General features: G+C 40.6%; 14 protein-coding genes. All 14 read right to left on the bottom strand.

Annotated features, from left to right (window positions below):
* Positions 1–62: 62 nt before the first annotated feature.
* The 14 genes from LMH66_RS15850 to LMH66_RS15785 all read right to left on the bottom strand — a co-directional run bounded on the left by LMH66_RS15850 (position 63) and on the right by LMH66_RS15785 (position 13,269).
* Complete coding sequence (locus LMH66_RS15850; RefSeq protein ID WP_102529208.1) at positions 63–536, bottom strand: ClpXP protease specificity-enhancing factor; 474 nt, start codon at positions 534–536, stop codon at positions 63–65.
* The gene (gene sspA, locus LMH66_RS15845) at positions 536–1,165 is read right to left on the bottom strand and encodes a stringent starvation protein SspA (protein WP_229371151.1); all 630 of its coding nucleotides are present in this window, start codon (positions 1,163–1,165) and stop codon (positions 536–538) included. The genes LMH66_RS15850 and sspA overlap by 1 nt, the downstream gene beginning before the upstream one ends.
* Before the next feature lie 96 nt (positions 1,166–1,261).
* The gene (locus LMH66_RS15840; RefSeq protein ID WP_153916435.1) at positions 1,262–2,005 is read right to left on the bottom strand and encodes a cytochrome c1; all 744 of its coding nucleotides are present in this window, start codon (positions 2,003–2,005) and stop codon (positions 1,262–1,264) included.
* Positions 2,005–3,219: a cytochrome b gene (locus LMH66_RS15835; RefSeq protein WP_153916436.1), complete on the bottom strand. Its 1,215-nt coding sequence runs from the start codon at positions 3,217–3,219 to the stop codon at positions 2,005–2,007. The genes LMH66_RS15840 and LMH66_RS15835 overlap by 1 nt, the downstream gene beginning before the upstream one ends.
* A complete protein-coding gene (gene petA / locus LMH66_RS15830) occupies positions 3,219–3,809 on the bottom strand; it encodes a ubiquinol-cytochrome c reductase iron-sulfur subunit (RefSeq protein WP_055024958.1) in 591 nt (196 codons plus the stop codon). The genes LMH66_RS15835 and petA overlap by 1 nt, the downstream gene beginning before the upstream one ends.
* A gap of 399 nt (positions 3,810–4,208) precedes the next feature.
* Entirely contained in the window at positions 4,209–5,099 is an 891-nt protein-coding gene (gene hflC / locus LMH66_RS15825) for a protease modulator HflC (protein ID WP_102529204.1), read from the bottom strand.
* A 3-nt stretch (positions 5,100–5,102) separates the two neighbouring features.
* On the bottom strand, positions 5,103–6,260 hold the full coding sequence (hflK, locus tag LMH66_RS15820) for an FtsH protease activity modulator HflK (RefSeq protein WP_102529203.1): 1,158 nt from the start codon (positions 6,258–6,260) through the stop codon (positions 5,103–5,105).
* 33 nt (positions 6,261–6,293) lie between these two features.
* Complete coding sequence (hflX, locus tag LMH66_RS15815; protein ID WP_102529202.1) at positions 6,294–7,613, bottom strand: ribosome rescue GTPase HflX; 1,320 nt, start codon at positions 7,611–7,613, stop codon at positions 6,294–6,296.
* Between the two features lie 19 nt (positions 7,614–7,632).
* A complete protein-coding gene (gene hfq, locus LMH66_RS15810) occupies positions 7,633–7,893 on the bottom strand; it encodes an RNA chaperone Hfq (protein WP_102529201.1) in 261 nt (86 codons plus the stop codon).
* An 88-nt stretch (positions 7,894–7,981) separates the two neighbouring features.
* Positions 7,982–8,908 carry a tRNA (adenosine(37)-N6)-dimethylallyltransferase MiaA gene (gene miaA / locus LMH66_RS15805; protein ID WP_102529200.1) on the bottom strand — a complete coding sequence of 309 codons (927 nt, stop codon included), beginning with the start codon at positions 8,906–8,908 and terminating at the stop codon, positions 7,982–7,984.
* A gap of 1 nt (position 8,909) precedes the next feature.
* Positions 8,910–10,847, bottom strand: a complete 1,938-nt coding sequence (gene mutL, locus LMH66_RS15800) for a DNA mismatch repair endonuclease MutL (RefSeq protein ID WP_229371149.1) — start codon at positions 10,845–10,847, stop codon at positions 8,910–8,912.
* Positions 10,848–10,850: 3 nt separating this feature from the next.
* Positions 10,851–12,158, bottom strand: a complete 1,308-nt coding sequence (locus tag LMH66_RS15795) for an N-acetylmuramoyl-L-alanine amidase (protein ID WP_102529198.1) — start codon at positions 12,156–12,158, stop codon at positions 10,851–10,853.
* A 23-nt stretch (positions 12,159–12,181) separates the two neighbouring features.
* Positions 12,182–12,640, bottom strand: a complete 459-nt coding sequence (gene tsaE, locus LMH66_RS15790; RefSeq protein ID WP_102529197.1) for a tRNA (adenosine(37)-N6)-threonylcarbamoyltransferase complex ATPase subunit type 1 TsaE — start codon at positions 12,638–12,640, stop codon at positions 12,182–12,184.
* 173 nt (positions 12,641–12,813) lie between these two features.
* The gene (locus LMH66_RS15785) at positions 12,814–13,269 is read right to left on the bottom strand and encodes a hypothetical protein (RefSeq protein WP_229371226.1); all 456 of its coding nucleotides are present in this window, start codon (positions 13,267–13,269) and stop codon (positions 12,814–12,816) included.
* Between the last annotated feature and the right edge of the window lie 592 nt (positions 13,270–13,861).

Genomic DNA, 13,861 nt, shown 5'->3' with positions numbered 1-13,861 from the left:
GAAAAAACCAGTCACTCATTTGCGACTGGTTTTCTTATGAACCGAACTGACACATTACATCGTTACTTGACGACAGTTAAATGTGCACGTCCTTTTGGTTTTTCAGAATTGCTTGTAGGCTTTTCTTCTGTAACGTCAGCTTTATCCGTTGTTTCAACTGCAGAGAAAGAGCGTGGTGCTGGAGCTAAATCTTCCGATTCATCTTCAGGCATATAAGCATCTTCCATATCAAACACAGTCCCAGCACCGTTTTCGCGCGCATAAATCGCAACGATTGCAGCCATAGGTAAAACAACTTGCTGAGGCACACCACCAAATCGAGCATTAAACTCAACAAATTCATTGGTCATTTGTAAGTTGCCCACTGCACCGCCAGCAATATTAAGCACGATTTGGCCGTCCTTAACAAACTCTTGAGGTACTTGAGTGCCTTTTACAAATGCATCCACAACAACATGTGGGGTAAAGTGATTATCCATCAACCACTCGTAGTAAGCCCGCAACAAATATGGACGGTTAGGTGTAATCGCTTTCATTACATACCCATGCGCATTTCGCGCTCAACCTCAGTTAACGATGCTTTAAATGATTCACGCTCAAAAATGCGTGTCATGTAAGCATGGATATCTTTAGATGTACGAACATCTAAGTTGATACCTAACTCAGGTAAACGCCATAATAACGGACCTAAGTAACAATCAGCTAAGCCAAATTCTTCACTCATGAAGTAAGGCATTTCAGCAAATACTGGCGCTAAAGCAACTAAGCTTTCAGTCAGTTCTTTACGAGCCGCATCAGCTTTATCACCTTTACGAATACGATCAACTAGTACATACCAGTCAGTATCAATACGGTGCATCATTAGACGGCTTTGGCCACGAGCAACCGGATATACAGGCATCAATGGAGGATGAGGAAAACGCTCATCTAAATATTCCATAATAATACGAGATTCATACAGAACTAATTCACGATCAACTAGAGTCGGTACTGAGTTGTATGGATTAACATCCAATAACTCTTGAGGTCTCTCACTAGGTTCTACCTGCAATACATCAACAGTTACACCTTTTTCAGCCAAGACGATACGTACTTGGTGGCTATATAAATCATCGGCACCAGAAAAAAGTGTCATGATAGAGCGTTTGTTGGCAGCTACAGCCATTGTTACCCTCCAGAAAAACGGAAAAAACAAAACAAACGAGGGGCAAAGCCCCTCGTTTAAAGTATGCGAATAATGTATTTTACCCGTTATTCGTGTCTAGTGCACATCTTTCCAGTATTCTTTCTTCAACAAATAAGCAACGATGAAGAAAATAAACAAGAATCCGAGTACCCACCAGCCTAAAGCTTCGCGTTCTAATTTCACAGGATCTGCAGAATATACAAGGAAACCAGTGATATCACGAACTGCTTGGTCATACTCTTCTACACTCATAGTACCACCAGTTGCAGGCTCAAGACCGACTATCTTAGATACTTCAACACCATTTTCTTCTACGGTTTCGTAGATAGGTTTTGAAACACCTTGTAGATCTTCAAGTACATGCGGCATGCCTACTAGTGGAAATACCGTGTTGTTCACCCCAAATGGACGGCTTTCATCTTTATAAAAACCTTTCAGATAAGAGTAAACCCAATCTTGACCACGAACACGTGCAACCAAAGTTAAATCAGGAGCAGCTCCACCAAACCACTTTGCAGCATCTGCAGGTGGAATTGCGTTTTCCATCAGCTCGCCAATTTTAGCGTCAGTGAACATGTACTTTTGACGCATATCGTCTACTGAAATACCTAAGTCTTCAGCCACACGACCATAACGTTGGTATTGTGTACTGTGACAACCAGAACAGTATTGTTGGAATAAACCAAGTCCACGCTCTAATGATTCATTGTCATGCAGATCGATTGCTTGCTCAGGATATTTTACAAACTCATTGTTGCCACCTGCCGCTATCGCTAGCGCTGGTAACAATGTAACTAATGCAATTAATAACTTTTTCATTAGTGCGTCACCCTCGTAGGAACCGGTTTTGTCTTTTCATTTTTACTGTAAACCCACAGCGCAACGAAGAAGCCAAAATAAGTAAGTGTAAAGATACGCGCTGCAATAGTTAACGTTGGTGTTGCAGGCACAGCACCTAAGTAACCCAGGATTAAGAAAGACACAGTAAATTGTGCAATGTTAATCTTATGGATCAAACCACGGTAACGGATAGACTTCACTTTACAGCGATCTAACCAAGGTAGAATGAACAGCACCCCAATCGCAAGACCCATACCCACTACACCTAATAGCTTGTCAGGAATCGCACGTAAGATTGCGTAGAATGGAGTGAAATACCAAACCGGAGCAATATGTTCTGGAGTCTTCATTGGGTTAGCCGCTTCGAAATTTGGCTTTTCAAGGAAGTAACCGCCACCTTCAGGCATAAAGAACAATACGTAACAGAACACGATTAAGAAACCGGCCACGCCCATAATGTCTTTTACTGTGTAATAAGGATGGAAAGGAATAGCGTCTACTGGCCATCCGTTTTCATCTTTATTCTTCTTAACTTCAACACCATCTGGGTTGTTTGAGCCCACTTCGTGTAATGCAATTAAGTGAAGGAAAACAAGTACAACAAGTACTAATGGCAAAGCAATAACATGCAATGCGAAGAAGCGGTTTAGCGTAGCACCAGAAACAACATAGTCACCACGGATCCACAATGTTAAGTCATCACCAATAAACGGTATTGCACCAAACAAAGAGATAATTACCTGTGCGCCCCAGTAAGACATTTGTCCCCAAGGAAGCAAGTAACCCATAAAGGCTTCAGCCATTAACACTAGGAAAATCAACATACCGAATAACCAAAGTAGTTCTCTTGGCTTTTGGTAAGAACCGTAGATAAGACCACGGAACATATGCAGATAAACCACCACAAAGAACGCCGAGGCCCCAGTGGAGTGCATATAACGAAGTAACCAACCGTATTCAACATCACGCATGATGTATTCAACAGAAGCAAACGCGCCTTCTGCAGTTGGCACGTAATTCATGGTCAACCAAATACCAGTCAGTAGTTGGTTAACTAAAACAAGTAGAGCTAATGAACCAAAGAAATACCAGAAGTTAAAGTTCTTTGGAGTTGGATATTGACCAACGTGACGATTATAAGTCGCCGTCATTGGGATGCGAGCATCAATCCAATCAACGATATTCTTAACCATTATGCAGCTCCTGTGTCTACACCGATGAGTACCGTGCCGTCATCAACATATTGATGTGGTGGTACAACAAGGTTTAATGGCGCAGGTACACCTTGGAATACACGACCAGCCATATCAAACTTAGAACCATGACATGGGCAGAAGAATCCAGCCGTAACACCTTCGACTTGCTCGCCAAATGAATCAGGCAAATAAGTTGGTGAACAACCTAGGTGAGTACAAATACCTACAGCAATGAAAAACTCAGGCTTAATTGAACGAGCAGGGTTAGCTGCATATTCAGGCTGTTGTAATTCTTCAGAGGCAGGATCGCGTAATTGACCATCTAATTTGGGCAGTTCACTTAGAATTGCATCTGTACGACGTACAACCCATACAGGTTTGCCACGCCATTCAACACGAATTAATTGACCTGGTTCTACTTTACTAATATTAACTTCAACCGGTGCACCTGCAGCTTTCGCTTTAGCGCTCGGATTCCATGACTTGATAAAAGGCACCGCTACAGCGACGGCACCAGCTCCACCAACTACGGCGGTTGCGGCTGTCAGGAATCTGCGGCGTCCGGTATCGACTGGCGCATTGCTCATCCACTTATCTCCCAGAGGGTGTTGGAATTCTTATATTTTAATAACTTAGCAACATTAGAATCACTAATCGCTAAATCTATACTTTGAGGCGGGGCTCATTATAGCGAAAAATTAGAACCAGATCATAGTAAAACACACAACTAAGTTGCGGGAATTGTATGTTTTTTTTAAGGCGCACAAAAAACAACCAAGCATTTTGATACTTTTTAGAGAATATATGCAGAAGTGAATTTTATAACTTACTGTTAATTAATAAAATTTAATGAAATACTTTGCTTCTAAATTAGTCATAGCTGATTAATTAAGCCAAAGCGCAAAAAATTCAATTTGTTTATATAAAAAGTCGCAGACATAAAAAAACCCGGTAATAACCGGGTTTTTAATCAACTAAATGACAATTTACTTACCATCAATTGATTTCATGTATTTAAAGAAGTCACTATCAGGTTCTAGAACCATCACATCACTGTTGCCAGCAAAACTTTCTTTGTAGGCTTCTAAGCTACGTAAAAAACCATAAAATTCAGGATCTTTGTTATACGCATCTGCATAAATTTTAGCAGATAGTGCATCACCTTCACCTCGAACAGTTAACGCTTTACGTTCAGCTTCTGCAACTTTAACTGTTACATCAGCATCAATCGTTGCACGAATGATTTCAGATTGCTCTTTACCTTGTGCACGATGCTCTTTAGCAACAGCTTGACGCTCTGCTCGCATACGCTGGAAAATACTGCTACTCACGTTAGCAGGTAAATTGATTTGCTTAACACGAACGTCAACCACTTCAATACCCAAATCCTGTGAGCTTTCAGCTGCATTTTCTAAAGCATCATTTTGCAGTTCATCACGTTTGCCAGAAACAATTTCTTTAATGGTGCGGCGACCAAACTCAGTACGTAAATCATTGTTGATTTTACGTTGTAGCAAGTCTTCTGCAGTTACGATGTTACCGCCACCTGTTGAAAGGTAGAAGGTTTCAAAGTCGTTAATACGCCATTTAACGTATGAATCAACCATCAAATCTTTCTTTTCAGAAGTCACGAAACGGTCAGCAGCGCCATCTAGAGTTTGAATACGTGCATCAAGGTATTTAACCTTATCGATAGCAGGTATTTTAAAATGGATCCCCGGCGCAAGCACACGAGTAACAGCTTCGCCGTTGACATCATCTTTTAAAATTTCACCAAAACGCGAAACAATGGCACGTTCGCCTTCATTTACGACCATCAAAGATGAAAAACCAATCCCTAAAAGGATGACTAAAATAATCAGTCCAAATCTACCCATGAGTTAGTCCCTCCCTTGGCGAGAACGAGCTTCGCGAGTTTGGCGGCCATCAAGCGGCATTGAAGAACCAAACGAATTATTTGAAGGAGTATTGATATGCGTTTCCGCTACAGGCTCAACCACTTCACGTTTAGTTTGATTATCCATCATTTTATCTAAAGGCAAATACATTAAGTTACCACTGTTTTTGGTATCAATAAGTACTTTATTCGTGTCAGCCATAACTGCTTGCATCGCATCTAAATAAAGACGCTTACGAGTCACTTCTGGTGCCATTTCATACTCAGGCAATAACTGTTCAAAACGCGCTACTTTACCTTGAGCTTCTAACACTTCACGCTGTTTATAAGCGCTAGCATCTTGAGCCATACGTTCTACTTGACCACGCGCTTTAGGTTCAATTTCACGTGCGTAAGCTTCAGCTTCACGAATGAATCGTTGCTCATCCTCTTGCGCAGAAATCGCATCATCAAAGGCATCTTTTACTTCTTCAGGCGGACGCGCAGGCAAGAAGTTGACGTCTTGAATTGATAAACCTAATTTGTATGGTTCAAGAATACGTTCTAGTTCAGACCAAGTATCACGACGAATTGCATCACGACCAGTGGTCAGGATGTCATCCATAGTGTTATGTCCAATCACATAACGTAAAGCACTATCTGTCGCTTCTCTTAAACTTGCATTGGCATCAACAGCGCTGAACAAATACAAATAAGCATCATCTACGCGGTATTGAACATCTAATTCAACTTTAACCAAGTTTTCATCAGATGTTAGCATGCTGCCAGAAGATGGAATTGATCGAACTGCTTTGATGTTCACAGGGAAAACTTCATCAATAAAAGTCGCTTTCCAATGTAAACCAGGTCCAACTTCGCCAGAATGTTGACCGAAACGTAAGGTCACCCCACGTTCAGCTTCTTTAATGGTATAAAAACCTGAAGCCCCCCAAACCAACAAACCAATAACTAAAACAACAATAATGCTGGTTGAGTTAAATGAAGGACTTGACGATCCACCTGAACCACCTTTACCACCGCCAAAGCGCTTTGAAAGATTACGAAATACTTCGTCTAAATCTGGTGGGCCTTTATCGTTACCGTTTTTGTTTCCCCAAGGGTCTTTATCTTTTCCCTTGTTACCGGGCTCATTCCAAGCCATTTAGCACTCCATAAGTGGATGAAATAAATGTTATTAGCAAGTAACGTCTACTGCTGAATCTTCAAGTGAAGATTCAGAGATAAACGTCTCTAATTCGCCTTGACTCTGTTTTGTTAATCGGCGCCAATTGGCTTCCGACAAACGAACAGACAAAATACAGTTCCCCAGATCGTCATACTCTTTCTGCTGTATCGCGTCCAGTCCATAAAACTGACCAAGATAATGCCCAGCCGTCGCTGGTATTTTCAATGTTTGCTCTACAATCACTTCACCGATTAACTCGTTGATAGCCTGTAAAAGCAATTCAAATCCAATTTGTTTTTGTGCAGATACCCAAACTCGTTCAGGCATCCCCTCATCGTCGTAATCGATTCGAGGCACAAAGTCTTCCAATAAGTCGATTTTATTACAAACGACCAGTTGAGGAATAGTATCTGCGTCAATTTCTTCAAGTACATTTTGCACTTGTTCGAAATTTTCCGTCATATTTTCATCAGCACAGTCTATGGCATGCAATAACAAGTCAGCTTGACGAGTTTCTTGCAATGTAGCTTTGAAGGCTGCGACTAAATCATGAGGTAAATGACGAATAAACCCAACGGTATCCGCTAAAATGACGGCACCATCAGGTAGATTTAGTTTACGCAACGTTGGATCCAACGTGGCGAATAACTGATCCGCTGCATAGACTTCTGAAGCGGTTAACGCATTAAACAAAGTTGACTTACCCGCATTGGTGTAACCCACCAATGACACAGTTGATAAGTCACTGCGTTTACGCGATCGGCGGCTTTGTTCACGTTGCTTGTCTACTTTATCAAGTCGACGATTAATACTCTTAATTCGCCCACGCAACAAACGTCTATCGGTTTCGAGCTGGGTTTCCCCAGGGCCTCGCATACCAATACCACCTTTCTGTCTCTCCAAGTGAGTCCAACCACGAATAAGGCGAGTCGACATGTGGCGCAATTGCGCTAGCTCCACTTGTAACTTACCTTCGTGCGTTCTCGCTCGTTGAGCAAAAATATCTAAAATCAGTGCTGTCCGATCTAATACTCGGCATTCACAAATTTGCTCTAAATTTCTTTCTTGTGCAGGACTTAACGCGTGATTAAAAATCACCACATTTGCTTCAGTAGCTGCCACCATTGCGGCTAACTCTTCAACTTTACCTGTACCAACAAAAAACTTTCGATCAGGTGAACGACGGCTTCCGGTAATAACACCAACAGAGCGAGCTCCTGCTGATTCAACTAATAATTGTAACTCAGTTATGTCTTCTCTTCGGTCGTCATCAGAAAAGTCAATATGTACAAGAACTGCGGTTTCACCCGCTTCATAGCGATCAAACAAGTAGCAAACTCCTTAAATATTATTCTGATGCAGGTGCTTCATCATGCTGTGTATGAGTACTTTGAGCTGTCACATTAAATGGACGCGCAGGTACTACAGTCGAAATAGCATGTTTGTAAACCATTTGGCTTACTGTATTTTTTAACAAAATAACGAATTGGTCGAATGACTCAACTTGTCCTTGTAACTTAATACCATTCACTAAATAGATTGAAACTGGTACACGTTCACGACGCAGTGCGTTCAAAAATGGGTCTTGTAAAGATTGCCCCTTAGCCATTTCGATTTCCTTTTTTTATTTTCAAAACAAATTTTTTGAATAATGTTTTATTGTTTAGTTTGAGTATTATACAGCAACGGCGAATAATCTAGCTCGAATGTCGTATAAGTGTAACTAAATTTCCTTCGGCTCCACTTTCAAGCCAATTTAAGTCTGGCCAACTTCTCAACCATGTTAATTGACGTTTAGCTAATTGCCTAGTAGCTGCAGTGGCTTTTTCTATCAATGTATCATAGTCAAATTCTTCATCTAAATACTGCCAACACTGCCTATAACCAACGCAGCGCATAGAAGGCATGTCTAAATGCAAATCGCCTCGGGATTTTAATCGCTCAACTTCTTCGATAAAACCCTGTTCCATCATCAGTTTAAATCTTTTCGCGATTAATTCATGTAATACTTTTCTATCAAGTGGTGCAATAGCAAATTGAACCACATCATATGGTAACGCCTCTGACTTAGTTGCTGTCAACTCAGTCATTGTCTTACCTGTTATTCTAAAAACTTCTAAAGCACGAGAAAGTCGCTGCGGATCATTAGGGTGAATTCGCTCACCCGCTACAGGGTCAACCTCGCAAAGTTGCTGGTGTAACACATCCCAACCAAACTCTTCTGCTTCTTTAATTATTTCAGCTCTAATATCGTCATCAGCCGCAGGAAGCGGAGATAACCCTTCAAGTAGTGCTTTAAAGTACATCATGGTGCCACCGACAAGTAGTGGGGTTTTACCACGAGCAATAATTTGTTCTATTTCAATCAGTGCATCACGTCTAAAATCAGCAGCCGAATAGCTTTCACTCGGATCTAATATATCAATTAAACGATGCGGTGCTAATGCTAATTCATCAGCATTAGGTTTAGCTGAACCAATGTCCATTTGACGATATATCAGCGCAGAATCAACTGAAATAATTTCACAGTTATGCTTTTGCGCCATTTCAATGGCTAAAGATGTCTTGCCTGAGGCCGTTGGCCCCATCAAAAACAATACTTTAGGTTGTTTAGCTTGGTTCACATTAATTCTCTTCTAACCAGGTTTTCCATGGTAACGACTTTGCTTGTGACTCAAGACTCAATTTCTGTTCGTTATCTAATTGACTGTATTTAAACCAAATCTCTGATGCTGCTGTAAATGATTGCGTTTGGTGTTTTGCAATCCACAGTGATAATGCTTCATCTGAAGGAGTTTCTAATTTAATCCAGTTTAATAGTTCTGGAATTAATACAGCTAACTGGCTGTCTCTCAGATATGGGGGCACATTCTTTATTATCAACTGTTGGTAGCGAATTGATAGGGTTAATCCTAGTCTGCGCAGTAATATATCTCGTTCTTCCAGTAATGCTTTCCAATCCACATCAGCTTGAATTGACACAGGCATCAGCAAAGGCTGCCCCACTAAACCAGTGTTAATCTTAGAAAGTATTTCATTTTTTGTAACAATAACTGACACTTGCGATATATCGAGCAAGAGTAATTGGCTTTCTTTGGCCATCACCCAATATTGACCATCTAATAAAGGCGGCATGGTATTAACAACTGAAGTATTAACTTCATTAATTTGTGTTAACGATGCATTTTCTTTATTGGTTTGTAGTAATTGACCATAATTTGCTATCGCAGTGGGTGTAACTTCTGCAGAGTCAATGGCCCTGGCATTACCACCTTGAGAACCACCATATTGATGACCTTGTGCCGGTATCGACATGCTACCAAAGCGATTATTACTCACCTCTCTAGGCTGGTATTCCTTATCACTATCGGTATGGTTGGCACCTATTTGGGTTAAATATGCACTCGCTTGAGTTCCTTCACCACGATACAAATCCCCCTGATGACGTCCATTCTGATGTGGATTATTTGCCTGAGCATGTGACGATTCATGGGAGTCGGTAGTTGTAATACTTTGCCCATTTACATTCACACTATCTGAAAAGTGACCTTCAGGATCGATCGCCAATTCAGAAATCTGCTCAAGTACCGACTGCAAAGCCTGAAGTATAAAATCATGGACTAAACGGTTTTGATGAAACCTGACTTCATGTTTTGCTGGGTGAACATTAACGTCAACTTGATGCGGGTCAATCTCAAGCATCAACACATACCCAGGTTGATGCTGAATATTAAAACGACCAAAAGCTTGTTTAACCGCATGGTTAACTAGTCTATCTCGCACTAGTCTGCCATTGACATAAAAGTAGCAGCTATCGGTAACATGCGTATCACTTGGAGACTGTAAATACCCTGATAGTGTCAAACCATCATGCTCACACGATAAGTGCAGCGCTTGCTCAGCAAATCCGCGCCCACAAATTTGCCCCAAGCGTTGCTTATACTGGATTTCGGTATTTGCAGGTCGATATTGGCGCACCAATTTACCATTATGCGTTAGGGTAAAATGCACATCGGTTCTAGCAATCGCAATCCGTTTAAGCCACTCATCAATATGGGTAAACTCAGTCTTATCACTTTTTAAAAAACGTCTTCTAGCGGGGGTATTAAAAAATAAATCCACCACGTCGATGGTTGAGCCTTTTGGGTGTGCAGCTGGAGTAATTTTTACATCCATTTGCGAGCCTGCAGCGTTTGCCTGCCAAGCTTCTGATTGTTCTGCAGGCTTTGAAGTTAAACTCAGGCGCGCAACAGAGCTAATACTCGCTAACGCCTCACCACGAAAACCAAAACTTAAAATCGCTTCTAGATCATCTAGCGAGTGAACTTTGGATGTCGCGTGACGTGATAAAGCTAATGCCAGTTCATCTTTTGCAATGCCTTTACCATTATCTCGAATACGGATTAATTTACTGCCGCCTTTATCAATCTCGATATCGACGCGCGTCGCTCCAGCATCTAAGCTGTTTTCGACGAGCTCTTTAACGACTGATGCTGGTCTTTCAACGACTTCACCTGCTGCAATTTGGTTGGCAAGTTGCGGTGGTAGAATTTGAATTGCCATAGTTTATGCCCTCGGAATGACCAGCTTTTGGCCTATTCGTAATACATCGGACTTTAAGTTATTACTTTTTTTGATGCTGGCGACACTGACTTTATAACGCTGGGCAATCACAGATAATGATTCACCGCTTCTTACCGTATGCTTCACATTACTTGTCTTTGCGAATGCAGTACCTGCAGGCGGGTTGGCCTCAAAATAGTTCACCACCCCCTTGTGAATCGCATTGGCTAATTTCTGCTGGTGATTGCCATTTAGTAACTGTTTTTCTTCTTTTGGATTAGAAATAAAGCCGGTTTCAATCAAAATTGAAGGAATATCTGTTGATTTTAATACCGCAAAACTTGCTGATTCAGGTTTATTTTTATGCAGCTTAGTCACTTTACCTAAGCCTGATAAAATATCAGTCGCAATACTGTGGCTTTCCGCCATTGAGTGATCCATCGACATATCAATCAAGGTCATCACAAGGTACTGTTCACTATCAGTGTTTTGAATAATGTCGCCCACTCCACCTAACAGCTCCGAGTGTTTTTCTTTATCTTCAAACACACGACCAATTTCAGTATTTGCACGGCGTTTAGACAATACCCAAACTGAAGCACCTTTAGGATGAGGTGTCGTAAATGCGTCTGCATGAATAGATAACAATAAATCCGCTCGGCTATTTCTTGCTAACTCGGAGCGTTGATTCAAGTTAACAAAGTAGTCACCACTTCGGGTCATTACCGCTTTCATACCGGGCGTTTCATTAATCTTGCGTTCGAGTCTTTTTGAAATAGCTAATACGACTTTTTTCTCAAAGGTCCCTTTAGGACCAATAGAGCCAGGATCTTCACCACCATGGCCAGCGTCAATTGCAACAATCACATCAGTTGATCGCTTACTCGTTTGCACCACTTGCTTTTTAGCTGCTGGCTGGTTAGCAGAATTATCTAAATCGACCACTAATCGATTGCCGTAAGGCGCTGTTGGTGTCAAAGAAAATAAACTCGCCTTAACCGGAGACGCCAACTCTAAAACCAAACGTAGGGTGCCTTTTTTAGGCGGAGAACTGAGTCGAACTTTATTAATCAGCTTGCTATCTTTGGCTAAATTATCAAATTTCACTTTTGTGGAAGCATCTTTGAGATCGATAACCAAACGCTGAGGGTTTGTTAGCGAGAAATGACTATATGATGGCGCTTTCGATAAATCAAAAACGACCCGGGTAGAATTGGGGGCATCCCAAATGCGGATGCTATCTAATTTATTAGCTGCATCAACTGTATATGAGAAGCTAAGCAACAATATAAACGCAAAAAATCGAGTCATTTTATCTTAAGTCTTAGTCATTATTATTTTAATTTATTGACGATGAACTGCCCTGAAGGTGTCAGTCCAGTAATTTCAACTTGTCTCTGCTCACCTTGATAACTCAAATGAATCGCAAGATCAGCTGCTGGCAGTAAACCATGCCCTCTATCAGGCCACTCTACGATACTGATGCTTTTTTCAGTAAAATAATCACGGATCCCCATGTACTCAAGCTCTTCAGGATCGAGTAAACGATATAAGTCAAAGTGAAATACTTCCATATCTTTCAACTCATAAGGCTCAACCAGAGTATAAGTCGGACTCTTTACATTACCTTCATGACCTAAACTCTGAATTAGGCCACGACTTAACGTCGTTTTACCCGCACCTAAGTCACCGGTTAAATATATCACCAAAGGCGCTGAAACCCAGAGCGACAACTCAATGCCTAATTCAATTGTAGCTTGTTCGTCTTGAAGATTTTTTGTTATAGAAGTCATGTTAACTTACCAGCACTTGAGGGATTAATCATATAAAAAGTATCATTTCACAGAGATTAAATACGCTTAATTGTAATATTACCCGATTTAAACAGCTGAAAAAAATAGAGCCAGCTTAATAGCTGACTCTATTTGGAAATATTAACATAAAATAGAAATGGGCAAAATATCTGTTAAATATCTTCCATTCTTAATGCACTATGCACGAGTCTTTTTTGTTGAGTTCGTTCAACTCTTACCAAGTCTAGTAAAGCCTCTTTAATCTCTGTAACTGCAGTACTGTTAGCAGTCTTTTCTATCAGTCCAATTAATCTATTTTCTAAGTCAAGATGCAGTTCGAGTACATCATCTTCATTCATGTTGGCAGCTAGAGTTGAGTCATCGCAACGCTTTTTAAAGTCTTCGAAAGTGATATCTTTGTACCAAGTATCCAGCATCCGCGTTGGTGCTTCATCAATGTAATCTTCAATACTGTCATGCACATGTTGTTGATGTTGTTGCAAATACTCCAACATCATTTTTACTCGAGTCGAATCAGCATTGCGCTGTAATCGGCTATAGAGTTGTTTCATGTCTAAACGTGACTTAGCAATAAACTCAAGTAACTCACTTAGTTGTTGGATACGTATCATAAACACTCCACGGTATCTGCATTCTCATGCAGCTAATAAATTAGTTTGTAAAAGCTTGTATTTATTATGGTTGAAAAATCACAAGGAATATTTGAGCAAGCTCATATTTTACATATAAAAGACAGGTAAATTAGCAAATATGAAATAAACAGACATTAAACCTGTTAAAACCAGCCTGCGTGTTCATTAAATCTAAAGAAATTTTTAATTCGGGGTATAACTGAAGGAATTTTGCAGCGATCTAATATTTTCAAAAAGAGTGGTTGGAACTGATGACCTATACCTTGGAAAAATAAAGGTATCACTATGCTAAAAACGCAACTGAGCTAATTGTTAAATATGGAGGGTTTCTTGCAAGAGGTATTACTGAAAGAAGTTTGCAGCGATCTAATATTTTCAACAAGAATGGGTCGAACTGATGACCTATACCTTGTCAAAATAAAGGTATCACTATGCTAAAAACGCAACTGATCTAATTGTTAATTTGAAAGTTTACTTGAGATAAAACAGAGAGGAATTTTGCAGCGATCTTATATTTTCAAAAGAGTGGTTCGAACTGATGGCATATCCAGAAAAGATATAGCTGATT

Origin of the sequence: Shewanella sp. 10N.7, from assembly GCF_020806285.1 — a bacterium.
Classification (GTDB): domain Bacteria; phylum Pseudomonadota; class Gammaproteobacteria; order Enterobacterales; family Shewanellaceae; genus Shewanella; species Shewanella electrodiphila.
Note: the sequence above shows the minus strand (reverse complement) of the source record. Positions and strands in the feature narration are given on the sequence as shown.

Excerpts from the sequence above, each read along its gene's own strand:
- LMH66_RS15850 (WP_102529208.1), bottom strand. The coding sequence starts at position 536 with ATGAAAGCGATTACACCTAACCGTCCATATTTGTTGCGGGCTTACTAC.
- sspA (WP_229371151.1), bottom strand. The coding sequence starts at position 1,165 with ATGGCTGTAGCTGCCAACAAACGCTCTATCATGACACTTTTTTCTGGT.
- LMH66_RS15840 (WP_153916435.1), bottom strand. The coding sequence starts at position 2,005 with ATGAAAAAGTTATTAATTGCATTAGTTACATTGTTACCAGCGCTAGCG.
- LMH66_RS15835 (WP_153916436.1), bottom strand. The coding sequence starts at position 3,219 with ATGGTTAAGAATATCGTTGATTGGATTGATGCTCGCATCCCAATGACG.
- petA (WP_055024958.1), bottom strand. The coding sequence starts at position 3,809 with ATGAGCAATGCGCCAGTCGATACCGGACGCCGCAGATTCCTGACAGCC.
- hflC (WP_102529204.1), bottom strand. The coding sequence starts at position 5,099 with ATGGGTAGATTTGGACTGATTATTTTAGTCATCCTTTTAGGGATTGGT.
- hflK (WP_102529203.1), bottom strand. The coding sequence starts at position 6,260 with ATGGCTTGGAATGAGCCCGGTAACAAGGGAAAAGATAAAGACCCTTGG.
- hfq (WP_102529201.1), bottom strand. The coding sequence starts at position 7,893 with ATGGCTAAGGGGCAATCTTTACAAGACCCATTTTTGAACGCACTGCGT.
- mutL (WP_229371149.1), bottom strand. The coding sequence starts at position 10,847 with ATGGCAATTCAAATTCTACCACCGCAACTTGCCAACCAAATTGCAGCA.
- LMH66_RS15795 (WP_102529198.1), bottom strand. The coding sequence starts at position 12,158 with ATGACTCGATTTTTTGCGTTTATATTGTTGCTTAGCTTCTCATATACA.
- tsaE (WP_102529197.1), bottom strand. The coding sequence starts at position 12,640 with ATGACTTCTATAACAAAAAATCTTCAAGACGAACAAGCTACAATTGAA.